Here is a 16,109-nt window from a genome sequence, read left to right as displayed (position 1 = left end):
AAACGCGCTTAACTGCGACGCAGATGAGCTAGTCGCGGACCAGTGCAGGCTGTCCGGCGTCGAAGTACGCCACGAGATCCGCCGGAAGCTCCGGAACCTCGCGCGCCGAGCCGTCGCCACGGAGCGATTCGGCGGCGAGGATTCCCGCGACGACGGCCTGCCGCGCCGCGATGGGACTGGTCAGGGTCCGTCCGCCCTCCACGGCAAACCGCAGGAACTCCTCGATCAGGCGCGGATCCGCGCCGCCGTGGCCGCCTTCGCCGTCCTCGATCGTGATGACCTGGTCCGGCTCCCCACGGCCCGACGTCCGCGAGGTCCACACATTGATGGTCTCCCCCGGGCCGTCCCCGAAGTTCTCGATCCTGCCCTTGGTGCCGATGATCGTGTAGTTGCGCCAGTAGTCCGGGGTGAAATGGCACTGCTGGTACGAGGCCAGCACGCCGTTGTCGAGGACCATGTTCATCATGGAAATGTCCTCCACGTCGATGACCTCGGCCAGGTCCTTCTGCTCCGTTGGCGGCCAGTTGTCAAGGGAGAACCAGTCCCCCATGCGCTTGCCGGTGTTGTTGCCGCGGTCCTTCACGCCACCGTAAACCGCGAGGTCGCCAACGGCCGCAACACGTTTGGTGTAGCCGCCGGCCAGCCAGTGGATGACATCGATGTCGTGCGCGCCCTTCTGCAACAGCAAGGACGTCACGTTGGCGCGCTGCGCGTGCCAGTCCTTGAAGTAGAAGTCGCCGCCATGTCCCACGAAGTGACGGCACCAGATGGCCTTGACCTCGCCTATGGTGCCCTCTTCGATGATCCGGCGCATCTGAACCACCACCGGCATGTGGCGCATGTTGTGGCCAACGTAGAGACGCGTGCCCGTTTGGTACGCCGTCTTCAGGATCAGATCCGCGGCTTCCAGCGTGACATCCAACGGTTTCTCGCAGAAGGTAGGAATGCCCGCCTTGAGGGTACGGGTTACGACGGCGGCATGCTGGTTATCGGGGGTCAGCACCAGTACGGCGTCCAAGCCGCTGGACAGCAACTCCTCAAGGTCGCTTGTGATGCGTGCCGTCGGGATGCGTTCGGCTGCATCTGCCCGGCCCCGCTCGCTGAGGTCGCAAATAATGGTGACCTCAGACCCCCGGCCGGGCTTGTGGGCGTGCTTCCACAACCCTGAGCGCAGGCCGAAACCCACGATGCCGACCTTCAAATCCTTTTCCATGGTGTGCAATTTCCTTCTGCTGATTCTCTAGTTAAGTCTGGTTGGGCCACTGCGGTGCGGGGCTGATTCACGGACGAACAAGTGCCAAGGGAAGTCCAGGACAGTGGGCGCCTCTGCGCCGTCCGGACCTACTGCCCGCTTCAGGAGGAGACGGGCGAGTTTGTCGAAGAAGTCCACGGGACCTACGGTGCTCAGGGAGGGTGACATCCGTTCCCCCTCCACGGTGTTGCCCACACCGATGATGTCCACGTCCACTCCCACGGCCAGCCCCAAACGTTGTGCGGCGTTGATCGCGCTGACGGCGGCGAAATCCGTAGTGGCATAAATAGCTGTGGGTCGGTCCGCCAAACCCAGCAGCCGCGTTGCGGCCGCATAGGCCCCGGCGGTTGTCCCGTCGAACAGTCCTACATAGTCGCTTCGCTCCGGAAGGCCCGCAGCCGCCAAAGCGTCGGCGTAGGCTCGGTACCGGCTGCCGCCGGACGTTCCGGTAGCGGTGGCGGGAGTGATGCAGGCGACCCGCCGGTGGCCGTGGAGCAGGTGCTCCACGGCCATGCGGCACCCGGGTCCCGCAATCGAACGAATGACGTCGAAGCCGTCGGCCTCGAGTTCTTCGTCAAAGACCACCAAGGTGGTCCCGTGCTGCGCAAGCTTGCGCAGCGCTTCCCGTTGTCCTTCGCGGACAGCGTCTACGAACACGGCATCGGCATTGTGTGTGCCGAGCACCTTGACCCAGTCGGCGTCGCCAAGGATCATCGGCGTGATTCCCAGTGGTGATGCTGCCTTTTGGACGGCTTCCACTACAGACAACGACCACGGATCGGAAAGCATGGTCAGCGAGAGGATCACGGTATTCGTACGGCCTGTCCGGATTGCACGGGCAGCCTGGTTGGGGCGGTAGCCAAGCCGCTCCGCAGCGGCCTTGACCTTTTCCGCCGTCGGATCTGAGACTCCCGGGCCGGCATCTCCACGCCGCCCCGACAAAACGTAGGAAACCGTGGCCGTGGAAACACCCGCGAGTTCGGCCACCATACGGATGGTGGGCCTGATCCCTGTGTTGTTCGTCTTTGCCATGGTGTCCCCCTGCGTGATGTCCGGTGCTGTGGCTCTGTGTTGAGGCTAGCCCTTGGAGAGCGGCTAGCTACGGAATACGGGCGCGTTGGGGTCCAATGCGGCCTGGTATTCGTCGCGCATCTTGTCGCCACCCTCGCTCTTCCAGCGCTTGACCGCATCCTTGAGTTCGTCGATCTTGGCGCGCCCCGTGATGATGTCCACCACTTTGTCCCGCAACTGTTTGGTGATCTTGGCTCCGACCTTGGCGTTGGTATCCGAGTACGAACCGTTGGTGGGATTGCGCCATGCTAGTTCCAGGAGCTTTTCCTCTTGTTGGCTGACATAGCGCGTGTCGTCGTCGAAGCCGGGGTTGAAGATGACGTTCTCCGGGCTTGCCATGATGTTCAGGGCTGACACCAGGCCAGGGGCGTTGGTGGTTCCCGTTTCCGTGCGGACCGGGTTGCCCGAGGCATCAAGGGTGTAGTCCTGGCCGAGCTCGCCGAAGTTCTTTTGCATATACTCCACCGTGCCGAACGGTGCCGACAAGTAGTTGATAAGTGCCAGCAACTCGCGGATCTTGCCCTCATCGGCCTTCTTGAACGGCGTGAAACCCACAGTGCCGTAGCCCATGTCGTAGACGGGCTTGACCTTTCCGTCGGCGCTGAACGGAATGAGGATGTCGAACTTGGCGTTCCTGTTCAGGGCGCGGTAGCTGCGAAGGTCGTGCGGTCCCACCACAACCTGGGCAGCGACGCTGCCATTGGCGACACGGGAGCGGATGTCCGTGGCCTGGGAGTCGGGATAGAACACCCCTGCCGCAAACATCTTGGCCGTAAATTCGACACCCGCCATGTATTCGTCGGTTTCATAGAGGTGGGTGAGCGTGCGGTCCTTGTTAACGGCCCAGCTGTTCGGGGCGCCGAACCACTCCGTGACCATGTGGAGGGCATTGATGTAGGCGGGCTCCAGGGCGTACTTCTGCTCGCCGGGCCGCGTCAGTTCCTTGGCCTTGTCCAGGAACTCGTCGGCGTTCGCTGCTTCGAAGCCGCCCACCTGCGCCCAGGCATCATGGTTGCCCAGGTAGACCTGACCGAACGGGGTACTCGGGATTGGAGCACCCCAGATCTTGCCGTTTACGACGGCGGTCTTCCAGGAATCGGGTTTAAGGGCAGCGAGGTTGGGGTACTCAAGAACGGCGTCACCGGAGAGGTACGGCGTCAGGTCCTGGAACTTCGCTTCCAGCATCGGCCCGACGTTGGGAATGCCTTGGTTGGGTGGAACCCACATCATGTCCGGCAGTTCGTTACTCGCCAGGACTGTGGCGAACTTGGCCGGATAACCGTCCCCGATGTCTTCAGCGATCTGCAGTTCGAGGTCGCCGCCGAGCTTGGCGTTGAGGCGCTGCCAGAAGGGATTATCCTTCAGGCCGGGACTCATGGTGTCAAACGTTTCCGTGAGTCCGGTGACCGTGCCTTTAAGCGGGGGCGTCTTCACGGACTGCACAGCATCGGGCAACGTGAAGTATCCGGCCTGGAGGCCTTTGGCGTTGCCGGCAAGATCCGGCGTGACGCCGGTGAATTCCTTGTACGTGGGCAGCTTGACCGTGGCGGAGGCCGCAGCGCCTCCACCTCCGGAGGCGCCACCGCCGCCGCAAGCGGACAGACCGACGGCGGTCACGGCCAGGCCTGCGAGGCCGAGGAAACCGCGGCGGCTGAATCCAGCCTGCCCTGAGGTAGTGCTCGTCATGGCATAACCCTTTCTGGTTACTTTGATGGTTTGGGTGTCAGTTGTTGTGGACCGGGACGTCAGCCTTTGACAGCGCCCGTGATGACGCCCTTTGCGAAGTGCTTTTGGAGGAACGGGTAGACCATCAGGATGGGAACCAGCGCCACGACAACCACGGCCATCTGGATGGACTGGGGTGGCGGGGTGGTGGTGATTCCGAGTTGGTCGGCCGCGCCGCTGCCCTGGACCACGAAGTTCCGGAGCAGCAATTGGATAGGCCATTTGCTGTGGTCGTTGATGTAAAGGAGCGCGTTGAAGAATGAGTTCCAGAAACCCACGGCATAGAAGAGTCCGACCACTGCGATGACCGCCTTGGACAGCGGCATGACAATCCGCCATAAGATCTGCCAGTCGTTGGCCCCATCAATCCTGGCGCTCTCGATGAGCTCACCCGGAATGTTCATGAAGAACGAGCGCATCACCACGAAGTTGAACGCTCCGAAAATGCCCGGGAGGATCAGCGACCACAGGGAATCCAGCAGGCCCAGTTGACGGATCATGAGGAAGGAAGGAAGGAATCAGTCCCGGGGCAAACAGCAGCGTGAACAGTACAGCGAGCACTACCGGCCTGCCGAAGAGCACCGAACGGCTCGTCGCGTACGCCATGGTGATGGTCACGAAGAGGGCCAGGAGGGTACCCACTACGGTCACCATGACACTGACGCCCAGTGACTGCAAAACCATGGGGCCCTTGAAGATGGTCGCGTATGCCTCGAGGGTGGGTCGCTCAGGCCAAAGCACGAAGCCTCCGGCCTTGACCAGCTGCTCATTGTCCGCGAGGGAGGTGGACACCACCAGGAGGATGGGCGTCAGGATGGACAGGCTGAAAACCACCAGCACCACTGCCTTGATGGTTTGGTACAGCGCGGAGGGACGCTCCTTCCACACCGGGCGCTTGGGGTTGTAGCTCAGTTCCCGGGGTTTCCTGGTGAAAAATGTTGTTGCCATGGGTTTCTCCTTGTGCCGCAACTGGTTGTGCCGCAGTGCAGTTGGTGGGGCGCAGCGCAGTCAGCGCGCTTGCTTGGCAAAAATTCCGTCTTCGCCGAAGCAGTGGGCAAGTTTGTTGGCGCCGTAGATCAACAGGGCACTCACCACGCCCTTCGCCAGCCCGGCTGCTGCGCCTGAACTCCAACCGCCACCTACGACGCCGGTGTAGTAGGTGAAGGTGTCCAGGACTTCGGCAGCGCCGGCCCCGACGGCATCCCGCTGCAGAATGAACTGCTCAAATCCCACCGAAAGGATGTCTCCGATGCGCAGGATCAGGAGGAGCACAATCACGGGCCGCAGCCCGGGGAGGGTGATGTGCCACATACGGCGCCAGCGTCCTGCGCCGTCAGCCGCAGCAGCCTCGTAGAGCGAAGCATCAATGCTGGCAAGTGCTGCCAGGAAGATGATCATGGCCCACCCGGCGTCCTTCCAGATCATTTGGACCACCACCATGATGGGGAAGGTTTCCGGATTGGTCATGAAGGGGATGGGATCCAGGCCCAGGTCCCGAAGGACGTTGTTGACGAAGCCCGCCCCGCCGAGCATCTGCTGGAAGAAAGCGATCACCAGCACCCAGGACAGGAAGTGCGGGAGGTAGGCAATGCTTTGGAAGATCCTCCGGACCCGCGTGCTGATCAACGAATCCACAATCAACGCCAGGACCAGCGGCACGGGGAACAGGAAAACCAACTGCCAGGCTGCCAGGTAGAGGGTGTTCCAGAACGCGTGGATGAAGTCCGGGTTGGCGAACAGGTCCACGAAGTTCTGCCAGCCAACAAAGAGGCTGTCCCCGATGCCAAGGTAGGGCTGGTAGTCCTGGAACGCGATGACGTTGCCAAGGATGGGGATGTAGAAGAAGAGCAGAAGGAAGGCCACACCGGGGACCATCATGAGCAGCATCTGCTTGTCGCGTCGGAAACGCGACCGGAAACTCTGTGCAGGCACGGTGGCCTTTCCGGCTTTTCGGCTGTTGCGTTTCCGCTGACCGGACCTGGGCCGTTCGCCGCCGTCCGGTGCTGCGACTCGGCGCGCGTCCGGCAGCGCCGGAGCCTGTTCCGTCGTCGAGTTCATGCTGTCTCCTCAAGTGCCGAGCAAGAACCATCATGTGATCCAAGCCTCGTTAACCGTTTAACAAACCATAAGTGCCCGCTTTCACTTTTGCAAGAAGATGATCGAAACTTGCTTTAGAAGTCAGATTTCATCATTTCCGGGACCATAGGAGGCGCCACTAAGATTGAGTGATACCGCAGAAGGAAGGGTGTTCCCATGGCCAATTGCTGCGCACCGGGACCGGGCCAACAGCATTCGACGCCGGGCCCGTCCCTGCCTGCGGTGCCCGAACCTGCGGTGAGCGGCACCGCCGTGCCGGGTGCCGCCGTCGTGAGCGGAACGCCGCTGCGGGTCACCGACGCCAGCATTCCGGCTGGGACCTTCGCCATGGGCGATCCTTTCAACGAAGGCTACGAAGGTGACGGGGAGTCGCCGGTGCACGAGGTGTCCGTGTCGGCGTTCCGGATCAGCGTAGCGGCGGTCACCAACCAGCAGTTCGCCGAGTTCATCGACGCAACCGGCCACCGCACGGAATCAGAAGTCTTCGGGACGTCGGCAGTCTTTCACCTCGCAGTCAAAGCCGAGCCGCACGACATCCTGAACCGTGTCAACAACGTCCCGTGGTGGCTCAACGTCCGCGGAGCCGATTGGGCCCACCCTGCCGGGCCTCGCTCACATTGGACGGATGTTCCGGACCACCCCGTGACCCACGTGTCCCACAATGATGCCTTGGCCTACTGTGCTTGGGCAGGCCGGCGTCTACCCACCGAGGCCGAATGGGAATACGCAGCCCGCGGCGGCAAGGCGGGGCAGCGCTTCCCCTGGGGAAACGAACTTCACAACGATGCCGCAGAGGGCGCTGCCCGACACAACTGCAACATCTGGCAAGGAGAATTTCCGCACCGCAACGACGTCGAGGATGGCTACCTCACCACGGCTCCCGCCACGTCATTCGCCCCGAACGGCTACGGGCTCTACCAAACCAGCGGAAACGTGTGGGAATGGTGCAGCGACTGGTTCCTGCCCAAGTACTACAAGACCTGCCTTGCCGCCGGGACGGTAACGGATCCCCAAGGTCCGTCCATTGGACGCGGCCGGGTGATGCGCGGAGGGTCGTACCTCTGCCATGACTCGTACTGCAATCGCTACCGTTTGGCCGCACGGAGTTCCAACACGCCGGATTCGGCCAGCGGCAACCTGGGCTTCAGGACGGTTGCTCTTTAGGGCTGGCGGCGGTCCGGGTCTGTTGGCTATTTGGGACCGTGACCGCGCTTCAGGCCGTTCCCCTTCATGGCCGGCCACTCGCCTGCCACAATCCTGGTGGCGGTGACGACCTCGCCGTCTTTGGTTCCCGATAACCGCACAGTGTCGCCCGTTTTCAGGTCAGCGGCCGTGGCAGAAGGTAGGGACGGCCGCCCCTTTCCCTTCTGCTGGTTGCCCCTGCGCTGGTCCGATGCCTCCACGGGGATCTTCGCGATGCGGGTGTCTGCGTTGATCGCGTAGCGCTGCGTGAAGCCGTCCTCGCTCCGGACCGTTATCCCGGAAGCACTGACAGCTTCGATGGTGCCCGTCTGGGTGACCACCGTGCGGAATGTCCCATCGGCGCCTTTGACCACGTGCTCGCCGTGGATGGGATGCCCGCGCTTTTCCGCCTGCCTGGTTTCAGCTGTGGTGCCCGGGCTTGGCGTCGCGGACGTGCCCGACGGCGACGGACCGGGTTGGGTGCCCGCCCACACTGCGGCGGCTCCGCCGCCTGTGAGAGCGGCGGCGATTCCGCCGGCAAGGAGGGCCTTCCGAAGGCCCGGTGCAAGAGTGGCCATGCCTCCATTGTGCGCCGATCCCGATAAAAAAGTAGGTCGCAGTTGATGCCGTTCTGAAGGCTCAAAACGGCATCAACTGCGACCTACTTGGGTGAGACGAGGTGCTTAGCCCTGGACGCCCAGCCTCTCCAGGATGAGTTCCTTGACGCGGCCGGCGTCGGCCTGGCCGCGGGTGGCCTTCATGACGCCGCCGACGATCGCGCCGATGGCCTGGATCTTGCCGCCACGGATCTTCTCCGCCACATCCGGCTGTGCCGCCAGGGCGGCGTCGATGGCTTCAAGGAGGGGGCCGTCGTCGGACACGACCGCGAGACCGCGCTTCTCGATAATCTCCTCCGGGGTGCCCTCGCCGGCGAGGACACCGTCCAGGACCTGGCCGGCCATCTTGTTGTTGATCTTGCCGGCTTCCACCAGCTTGTTGAGCTCAACGATCAGCTGCGGGGTCACACCGAGTTCGGCGGGTTCCACATCCGCGGTCTTGGCGCGGCCAACAACCTCACCCATCCACCACTTACGGGCGACGTCGGCACTCGCGCCGGCGGCAATGGTTTCCTCGATGGAGTCCATGACGCCGGCGTTGACCACATCGCGGAATTCGAGGTCGGAATAGCCCCAGGCTTCCTTCAACCGCTTGCGACGCTCGGCCGGCGGTTCGGGGAGGGTGGCACGCAGTTCCTCCACCCACTCACGGGAGGCTACCACCGGAACCAGGTCCGGCTCAGGGAAGTAGCGGTAATCGTCGGCGTCGGACTTGGCCCGGCCGGACGTCGTCGAACGAGTGTCCTCGTGCCAGTGGCGCGTTTCCTGGATGACCGGCTGGCCGGAGTCCAAAACAGCAGCGTGGCGCTGGATCTCGTACCGGACGGCGTGCTCCACCGCGCGCAGTGAGTTCACGTTCTTCGTCTCGGAACGGATGCCGAACCTTTCCTGGCCGTGCGGTCGCAAGGAAACGTTGGCGTCACAACGAACGTTTCCACGCTCCATACGGGCATCGGAAACTCCGAGGTTCTTCACGATCTCCCGGACCGCCGCGACATAGGCCTTGGCAAGCTCGGGTGCGCGGCTGCCCGCGCCCTCGATCGGCTTGGTAACGATCTCCACCAGCGGAACACCGGAACGGTTGTAGTCCACCAGCGAATAGTCGGCGCCCTGGATGCGGCCTGCAGCACCGCCCATGTGAGTCAGCTTACCGGCGTCCTCCTCCATGTGGGCACGCTCGATCTCGACCCGGAACACAGTGCCGTCCTCGAGTTCGATGTCGAGGTAGCCGTCATAAGCGATCGGTTCGTCGTACTGCGAGGTCTGGAAGTTCTTAGGGGTGTCGGGGTAGAAGTAGTTCTTCCGCGCGAACCGGCAGGACTCGGCGATCTTGCAGTTCAAGGCAAGGCCGATCTTGATGGAAGACTCCACGGCCGTCTTGTTAACCACGGGAAGGACGCCGGGCATGCCCAGGTCAACCTCGTTGACGTTGGTGTTCGGCTCGTCACCGAAGACGTTCGGAGCGGAGGAGAACATCTTCGTCTTGGTGTTGAGCTCCACGTGGACCTCAAAACCCAGGACGGGATCGTACTTCTCCATGGCCTCTTCGAAGCTCAAGGTTGCATCGACGGACATTAGTTGGAACCTCCGGCAGTGTTGAATGCGGTGCCCAGAGCTGCATTCTTCAGGTCGGGGGCCTGCGCGAGGATCGGGCCACCCCACTTCTCTTCAAGGATGGATTCAAGAACGGCGCCCACGCGGTACAGTCGGGCGTCTTCGCGGGCAGGCGCCAGCAACTGGATACCAACGGGCAGCCCGTCTTCGTCCGCAAGGCCGCCCGGCAGCGACAAGCCGGGGATGCCGGCAAGGTTGGCGGGGATCGTAGCGACGTCGTTCAGGTACATGGCCAGAGGATCCTCCAGCTTCTCCCCCAGCTTGAAGGCCGTGGTAGGCGACGTCGGCGAAATGAGGACATCCGCCTGGGCGAACGCGGCATCGAAGTCACGCTGGATCAGGGTCCGAACCTTCTGCGCCGACCCGTAATAGGCGTCGTAGTAGCCTGCGCTCAGAGCGTACGTGCCCAGGATGATGCGCCGTTTGGCTTCGTCACCGAAACCGGCGGCACGCGTAGCACCCATCACACGCTCAATGGTCATGGGGCCCTCTGTGGGGAGGACACGCAAGCCGTAGCGCACGCCGTCGAACTTGGCCAGGTTGCTGGACACCTCGGAAGGCATGATCAGGTAGTAGGCACCCAGTGCGTACTTGAAGTTGGGGCAGGAAACCTCCACGATTTCCGCGCCCGCATCCTTCAAGAGCTGCAGGGACTCCTTGAAGCGGTTCTCGACGCCGCCCTGGTAGCCCTCGCCGTGAAGTTCCTTGATGATGCCGATCTTCAGCCCGGCAACGTTGCCCACACGAGCGGCCTCCACCAGGTTGTTGAAGGGATCGGTCAGCGACGTGGAGTCATAGGGATCATGACCGCCGATGACTTCCTGCAGCAGGGCGGAGTCAAGAACGGTACGCGACACGGGGCCGATCTGGTCCAGCGATGAGGCCATGGCGATGGCACCGTAGCGGGAGACCGCGCCGTACGTGGGCTTCATGCCCACCGTTCCGGTGACCGCGCCCGGCTGGCGGATGGAACCGCCGGTGTCCGTGCCAAGCGCCAAGGGCGCCTCAAAAGCCGCGACGGCGGCAGCGGAACCACCGCCGGAACCGCCGGGAATGCGATCCAGGTCCCATGGGTTCCGGGTAGGCCCGTACGCAGAGTGCTCCGTGGACGAACCCATCGCGAATTCATCCAGGTTGGTCTTGCCAAGAATCGGCATCTTGGCAGCACGAAGCTTCTTGATCACCGTGGCGTCATAGGGGCTGTGCCACCCCTCAAGGATCTTCGAACCGGCAGTGGTCGGCTGGCCCACCGTTACGATGAGGTCCTTCACCGCAATCGGAACACCGGCAAGCGCGTGCAGTTCCCCGGCAGCCGACCCGCCGGCGGCGCGGACAGCGTCAACCTCGGCAGCAACAGCCAAAGCCTCTTCGGTATTGACGTGGAGGAACGCGTTGACCTGACCGTCCACCTCGGCGATACGGTCCAGGTGCGCCTGGGTCACTTCCACGGCGGAAACTTCACGGGCGGCCAGTTTGGCAGCAAGATCGGCAGCGGAGTGGCGGATGAGTTCGTTCTTCAAATCAGTCATCAGTCTTTAGTCCTCATCCAGGATTGCGGGGACCTTGAAACGATTCTCGGCAGCATCGGGGGCACCCGACAGTGCCTGCTCAGCTGTGAACGTGTGGCCAACCACGTCCTCACGGAACACGTTGCTCAACGGAATCGGGTGGGACGTGGCCGGCACATCCTCCCCGGCGGCTTCGCTGACGGACTTCACCGAATCCACGATGACAGCAAGTTCGCCCGCCATCCTGTCCAACTCTTCGGCACTCATTTCAATGTGAGCCAGACGCGCAAGATGCGCGACGTCGTCACGGTTGATCGCAGCCATGGATCTCCCCTGCAAAGTTCAAATGGTTTTCCGAACCAGTCTACTTGGCTTGTGTGGGCCCGCGAACGGCGGGGTGCGCTGTGTGCGATGGGGCGCCTTTCGGAGCCAGCCGGGACGCTCCCTTGGCTGCTCGCTCGTGCCTCGCTTAGACGCAGCCTACGGGAGGCCCCGGCCACCGCCGACGTGCCTCACTCGCCACACGCTGAACCCACCAGGCGTTGAACCCTCACACACCAAAAAGACAGCCGAGCGGACCATTCGCACTTTGCGTCTCGTTGGGTAGGGGGACGTGGGCTGGGTGGGCTTGTTTCGCGAACCGGGCCAGGCACCGGGTTGGCCCTCAAAGCGAAACGAACCAGGCATCCGGAAGCGTGCGTCAAAGCGACGAAGGAGCAGCACGCGGAGGATGTCTGGTTCGTTTCGCGCTACGGCGCGGAGGATGTCTGGCCCGGTCTGCGCTCTAGCGCAGCACGGGTGCGGTGCCGCGGCGCAGGTTAGCCGATGGCGATGGCCCCCGTCAGCATCCCTACTGCCAGCATGACGATCGAGATGACAGCCGTCCTCCACAGGACCTTCTTGTGGTGGTCGCCCAGGTCCACCTTGGCCAGGGACACCAGCAGCAGGATCGCCGGCACCAGCGGGCTTTGCAGGTGGAAGGGCTGGCCGGTGATCGAGGCGCGGGCCATATCCGCAGCGCCGACGCCGTAGTGCGCGGCGGTTTCGCTGAGGACGGGAAGAACGCCGAAGTAGAAGGCATCGTTGCTCATGAAGAACGTCATGGGGATGCTCAACAGGCCGGTGATGACCGCCATGAACGGACCCATGTCTGCGGGGATGATTTGGACGAGCCACTCGGACATTGCCTTGACCATGCCCGTGCCGTTGAGGACACCGGTGAGGACTGCTGCGGCCATGACCATGCTCACCACGGCGACGATCGACGGCGCGTGGGCGATCAGCTGGGCGCCTTGGTCCTTGACCTTGGGGAAGTTCACCAGCAGTGCGATGGCCGAGCCGACCATGAAGACGTACGGCAGCGGCACGATGTTGGCGATCAGCACACCCATCACGGCAACCGTCAGGCCAAGGTTGAACCAGAACAGCTTGGGACGGAGGGTGGGGCGGTTGGGGTCAAGCGCGGTGTCGGCCATGGCGGTGTCGTGGTCGTCCACCAGCAGTTCAGTCTTTTCCAAAACTGCGACGCCGGCCCCTCCGCCGGTGCCCGGCTTGCCGCCGGTGCGGCCACGGACCGAACCGCCGGCAACAGTACCGCCGTGGCCAGTGCCGCCGTCGAACGCTTCCGACGGATCGGCGACATCGCCCCAGATTTCGGGAGCAGTAGCGCGGAGGCGGTTGCGCTCCTGCAGGCCAAGCAGCCAGGCGAAGACCATCACGACGATGAGGCCGGCGATGAGGGACGGAACCATGGGGACGAAGACGTCGTTGACGTCCAGGTGCAGCGCCGTTGCGGCGCGGGCCGTGGGACCGCCCCACGGCAGGATGTTCATGGTGCCGTTGGCAAGGCCGGCGACGCACGTGAGGACCACCGGGCTCATCTTGAGGCGGAGGTAGACCGGGAGCATCGCGGCGGTGGTGAGGATGAAGGTGGTGGAGCCGTCGCCGTCGAGGGAGACTGCCGCCGCCAGGATGGCCGTACCGAGGACAACCTTGGCGGGGTCGTTTCCGAGCTTACGGAGAATGAACTTCACCAGCGGGTCGAAGAGTCCGACGTCGATCATCAAACCGAAGTAGATGATCGCGAACATGAGGAGCGCGGCCGTGGACGTCATGGACTTCATGGAGTCCATGACCATGTCGCCAATGCCGAGGCCGGCGCCGGCGAAAAGGCCGAAGACGGTGGGGACGATGATCAGCGCCAAAACCGGCGTCAACTTTTTGGTCATGATCAGGACCATGAATACCGCAATCATTGCGAATCCAAGCAAAACCAGCACGGCCGGCTCCTTACTACTCTGTAGGCACCCACTTCGATGTGATGCGCACTACAAAGGTAGGGTGGCCCCCGTCACTGGCTAGGGTTTCCGGGATTTGATGGGAATACTGATCATTGCGAGCTTTTTGCGCATTTTGCTCAATGCTTCAATGGAGCTGAAGGAAAGGAGTAAGGGTGCCGCGCTTCAAACGGGTCAGTCTGCGTTTCTCCACCCAAACCCTCCTTCTGCAGCTCGGCGTGGTGCTGTTGGTGGTGCTGCTCAGCGGCGCAGTCCATGCGTGGCTCGTGTATGAACGGATCGGCGACGAAGCCGAAAACCAGGCCCTCACCCTTGCCCGGACCGTTGCGGCGGACCCTGACGTCAGGGCCGATGTCCAGACCATCAGCAAGGAGGAGGGAACACCTCCGCCCGCCGTGCTGGCCGAAGGGCCGCTGCAGGCTGCAGCAGAGGCAGCCCGCGTACGCACCGGCGCCCTTTTCGTGGTGATCACGGACGAAAAGGGCCTACGGCTGGCCCACCCGGAAGAAGCCCGGCTTGGGGAGCGGGTCAGCACAGATCCCTCCGTTGCCTTGGGCGGCCAGGAAATCACCACGCGCAATACCGGCACCCTGGGCCCTTCCGCCGGGGCGAAGGTGCCCGTGTATGCCCCCGGATCCACCACGGAACAGGCCACGATCGTGGGCGAAGTCAGTGTGGGCTACTCCGTGGAGTCCCTCAGCAAGAGCCTCGCACGTGACATCGTCCCCATCGCGCTCACCGCAGGCGGAGCCCTCCTGGCCGGGGTGCTGGCTTCCTTCCTCCTGCGCCGCCGCCTCCAACGGCTCACTTTGGGCCTCGAGCCCGAGGAAATCAGCACCCTTGTCCACGATCAGGTCGCTGTCCTCCAAGGCGTGGACGACGGCGTGATAGGCATCGCAGCCGACGGCAGAATCTCCGTCTTCAACGCAGCCGCCTCCAGGCTGCTGGACATGCCGGACGCTACCGGCCAGGCCTGGGAGTCGGCCCCTGTCCCGCAGCAACTCAAGCAGCTGACCCAACCGGCCACGCGCGACGCCGAAGCCATTGAAATCATGGCCGCCGGCCGCGTCATCGTGGCGAACGCCCGAAAGGCCTGGCATCGCAAGGAAGACCTCGGCTGGGTGGTCATGCTCCGCGACCGGACCGAGCTCCAGCAGCTCACACGGCAATTGGACGCCGTGGGAACCATGTCCACGGCCCTGCGCGCCCAGCGCCACGAATTCGCCAATCAACTCCACACCATCGCCGGTTTCATGAGCATCGGCCACCATGAGCAAGCCGCAGAGTATCTGGCCAGGATCTCCTCCACCGGTCCGTTGAAGTTTCCCGTGGAGCAGGGTGAGCTCCTCCAGGACACCTACTTGCAGGCCTTCATCGGCGCCAAAAGCGTCGAAGCGTCCGAACGCGGGGTCGTGCTGCGGATCGGGCCCGAGACAATGGTCCGTGGTCACGTAGCTGATCCGCAGGAGGTCACCACAGTGCTCGGCAACCTGATCGACAACGCCGTGAACGCCGCCGTCGGGGGTTCCGCGGCGGAGCGGTGGGTGGAAGTCGAGCTTCTCGACGAACCGGACCACCGGGGCGGGACCCTGCACATCGTGGTTGGGGACTCGGGTGACGGTTTGGGGGAACTGGAACCGGAGGACGTCTTCGCGGAGGGATTCACGACGGCGGAACAACCGGTACGCTCGGGGGCTGGACAAGGATTGGGGCTGGCTTTGGTGCGGCAGTTGGCGCGGCGCCGTGGTGGCGATGTCCGCGTCCTCGAAGCCGGCAGACGAGGTGGTCCCGGGGCCGTCTTCATGGCGGCCATCCCCGGAGTGATGGGGCGGACGGAGACGATCGGCAAAGAGACATTTTTGGAGGACGGCAATGACTGAGGACCTGAGGGTGCTGATCGTGGACGACGACTTCCACGTCGCCCGGCTGCATGCGGCCTACGTGGATTCGGTGGCCGGCTTCATGGCGCTTGCACCGGCGGGGTCGGTGTCCCAGGCGCTCCAAGCGATCCACAGCCTTCGCCCGGATCTGGTGTTGCTGGATGTCTACCTGCCGGATGGCTCGGGCTTGGACCTTCTTGGCCAGCTGGACGTGGACGCCGTCATGCTTACGGCGGCCTCGGATGCACAGTCCATCAGGGTGGCTTTGCGGCGGGGCGCACTGGGATACCTGCTCAAGCCGTTCACCGCGGAATCGTTGTCCCAGCAGCTCAGGTCCTACGCGCGGTACCGGCGGATCCTCGCTCAGCAAGCAAGCGTGGACCAAACGAGCATCGAACGTGCCAAGCGGGCGCTCATTCCCGGCGACGCGACGCCGACGCAAAAGCCGCGCTCCGCCACGGAAGCGGCCGTCCTCGAGTCATTGCTTCCCGGAGAACAGTATTCGGCCGCCGAAGTCGCAGACCGCGTCGGCGTTTCCCGTGCCACAGCGCAAAGGTACTTGTCCTCGCTTGCGGATGATGGCGCCGTCGAGATTCAACTGCGCTACGGAACCACAGGCCGCCCGGAACACCGCTACGGCGTCCCCGGCTAACCCAAGTAGGTCGCAGTTAAGCGCGTTTTGAAGGCTCAAAACGCTGTGAGGATTGTGCTGGCTGGTCTGGGATTGGCTGGCAGAGTAGGTGCAGGCCGTTCCACCCCGCGGTCGTGACGCACAAAACGCTTGGCCCCTTGTTCAAGGGTGTCCTTCTGAGCGACTTGTCCGTCTGCGGTGTGGACGGCCGGTACCTGCCCGGCCCACATCGGTG

General features: G+C 63.3%; 12 protein-coding genes and 1 pseudogene. 3 read left to right on the top strand and 10 right to left on the bottom strand.

Features of this window, described 5'->3' with window-relative positions:
• Nucleotides 1-28 precede the first annotated feature (28 nt).
• The 5 genes and pseudogenes from AB0N65_RS08380 to AB0N65_RS08360 form a co-directional block, all read right to left on the bottom strand.
• A complete protein-coding gene (locus AB0N65_RS08380) occupies nucleotides 29-1,222 on the bottom strand; it encodes a Gfo/Idh/MocA family oxidoreductase (RefSeq protein ID WP_364160038.1) in 1,194 nt (397 codons plus the stop codon).
• An 18-nt stretch (nucleotides 1,223-1,240) separates the two neighbouring features.
• Nucleotides 1,241-2,284 carry a LacI family DNA-binding transcriptional regulator gene (locus AB0N65_RS08375; RefSeq protein ID WP_364160036.1) on the bottom strand — a complete coding sequence of 348 codons (1,044 nt, stop codon included), beginning with the start codon at nucleotides 2,282-2,284 and terminating at the stop codon, nucleotides 1,241-1,243.
• A 63-nt stretch (nucleotides 2,285-2,347) separates the two neighbouring features.
• Complete coding sequence (locus AB0N65_RS08370) at nucleotides 2,348-4,009, bottom strand: sugar ABC transporter substrate-binding protein (protein ID WP_364160034.1); 1,662 nt, start codon at nucleotides 4,007-4,009, stop codon at nucleotides 2,348-2,350.
• Between the two features lie 59 nt (nucleotides 4,010-4,068).
• A pseudogene (locus tag AB0N65_RS08365) lies at nucleotides 4,069-4,996 on the bottom strand (carbohydrate ABC transporter permease).
• A gap of 60 nt (nucleotides 4,997-5,056) precedes the next feature.
• On the bottom strand, nucleotides 5,057-6,106 hold the full coding sequence (locus AB0N65_RS08360; protein WP_364160032.1) for an ABC transporter permease subunit: 1,050 nt from the start codon (nucleotides 6,104-6,106) through the stop codon (nucleotides 5,057-5,059).
• Between the two features lie 195 nt (nucleotides 6,107-6,301).
• On the opposite strand from AB0N65_RS08360, the gene AB0N65_RS08355 reads away from it, so the two are divergent.
• Complete coding sequence (locus AB0N65_RS08355; protein ID WP_364160030.1) at nucleotides 6,302-7,309, top strand: formylglycine-generating enzyme family protein; 1,008 nt, start codon at nucleotides 6,302-6,304, stop codon at nucleotides 7,307-7,309.
• Nucleotides 7,310-7,335: 26 nt separating this feature from the next.
• Here the strand turns inward: AB0N65_RS08355 and AB0N65_RS08350 are convergent, their stop codons facing one another.
• The 5 genes from AB0N65_RS08350 to AB0N65_RS08330 form a co-directional block, all read right to left on the bottom strand.
• On the bottom strand, nucleotides 7,336-7,905 hold the full coding sequence (locus tag AB0N65_RS08350; protein ID WP_364160028.1) for a DUF5666 domain-containing protein: 570 nt from the start codon (nucleotides 7,903-7,905) through the stop codon (nucleotides 7,336-7,338).
• A gap of 105 nt (nucleotides 7,906-8,010) precedes the next feature.
• Nucleotides 8,011-9,519 (bottom strand): Asp-tRNA(Asn)/Glu-tRNA(Gln) amidotransferase subunit GatB, encoded by a 1,509-nt coding sequence (gene gatB, locus AB0N65_RS08345; RefSeq protein ID WP_364160026.1) that lies wholly within the window; start codon nucleotides 9,517-9,519, stop codon nucleotides 8,011-8,013.
• On the bottom strand, nucleotides 9,519-11,087 hold the full coding sequence (gene gatA / locus AB0N65_RS08340; protein WP_364160024.1) for an Asp-tRNA(Asn)/Glu-tRNA(Gln) amidotransferase subunit GatA: 1,569 nt from the start codon (nucleotides 11,085-11,087) through the stop codon (nucleotides 9,519-9,521). Before gatA ends, gatB begins: the two co-directional genes overlap by 1 nt.
• 6 nt (nucleotides 11,088-11,093) lie before the next feature.
• Complete coding sequence (gene gatC / locus AB0N65_RS08335; protein WP_364160022.1) at nucleotides 11,094-11,390, bottom strand: Asp-tRNA(Asn)/Glu-tRNA(Gln) amidotransferase subunit GatC; 297 nt, start codon at nucleotides 11,388-11,390, stop codon at nucleotides 11,094-11,096.
• 494 nt (nucleotides 11,391-11,884) lie between these two features.
• Nucleotides 11,885-13,345 (bottom strand): CitMHS family transporter, encoded by a 1,461-nt coding sequence (locus AB0N65_RS08330; protein WP_364160020.1) that lies wholly within the window; start codon nucleotides 13,343-13,345, stop codon nucleotides 11,885-11,887.
• Between the two features lie 173 nt (nucleotides 13,346-13,518).
• Here AB0N65_RS08330 and AB0N65_RS08325 point away from each other — a divergent pair, with 173 nt between their 5' ends.
• Both AB0N65_RS08325 and AB0N65_RS08320 read left to right on the top strand, forming a co-directional pair.
• Entirely contained in the window at nucleotides 13,519-15,243 is a 1,725-nt protein-coding gene (locus tag AB0N65_RS08325; RefSeq protein WP_364160018.1) for an ATP-binding protein, read from the top strand.
• Complete coding sequence (locus AB0N65_RS08320; protein WP_364160016.1) at nucleotides 15,236-15,895, top strand: response regulator; 660 nt, start codon at nucleotides 15,236-15,238, stop codon at nucleotides 15,893-15,895. Before AB0N65_RS08325 ends, AB0N65_RS08320 begins: the two co-directional genes overlap by 8 nt.
• Nucleotides 15,896-16,109: the final 214 nt, after the last annotated feature.

The sequence above is a fragment of the Paenarthrobacter sp. NPDC089322 genome, assembly GCF_040684895.1.
In the GTDB taxonomy this organism is placed as follows: Bacteria; Actinomycetota; Actinomycetes; order Actinomycetales; family Micrococcaceae; genus Arthrobacter.
This window is presented reverse-complemented; position numbering and strand designations above follow the sequence as displayed.

What these genes read in the sequence shown, in the direction of transcription:
- AB0N65_RS08375 (WP_364160036.1), bottom strand. Translation starts at nt 2,284, where the DNA reads ATGGCAAAGACGAACAACACAGGGATCAGGCCCACCATCCGTATGGTG.
- AB0N65_RS08370 (WP_364160034.1), bottom strand. Translation starts at nt 4,009, where the DNA reads ATGACGAGCACTACCTCAGGGCAGGCTGGATTCAGCCGCCGCGGTTTC.
- AB0N65_RS08360 (WP_364160032.1), bottom strand. Translation starts at nt 6,106, where the DNA reads ATGAACTCGACGACGGAACAGGCTCCGGCGCTGCCGGACGCGCGCCGA.
- AB0N65_RS08355 (WP_364160030.1), top strand. Translation starts at nt 6,302, where the DNA reads ATGGCCAATTGCTGCGCACCGGGACCGGGCCAACAGCATTCGACGCCG.
- AB0N65_RS08350 (WP_364160028.1), bottom strand. Translation starts at nt 7,905, where the DNA reads ATGGCCACTCTTGCACCGGGCCTTCGGAAGGCCCTCCTTGCCGGCGGA.
- gatB (WP_364160026.1), bottom strand. Translation starts at nt 9,519, where the DNA reads ATGTCCGTCGATGCAACCTTGAGCTTCGAAGAGGCCATGGAGAAGTAC.
- gatA (WP_364160024.1), bottom strand. Translation starts at nt 11,087, where the DNA reads ATGACTGATTTGAAGAACGAACTCATCCGCCACTCCGCTGCCGATCTT.
- gatC (WP_364160022.1), bottom strand. Translation starts at nt 11,390, where the DNA reads ATGGCTGCGATCAACCGTGACGACGTCGCGCATCTTGCGCGTCTGGCT.
- AB0N65_RS08320 (WP_364160016.1), top strand. Translation starts at nt 15,236, where the DNA reads ATGACTGAGGACCTGAGGGTGCTGATCGTGGACGACGACTTCCACGTC.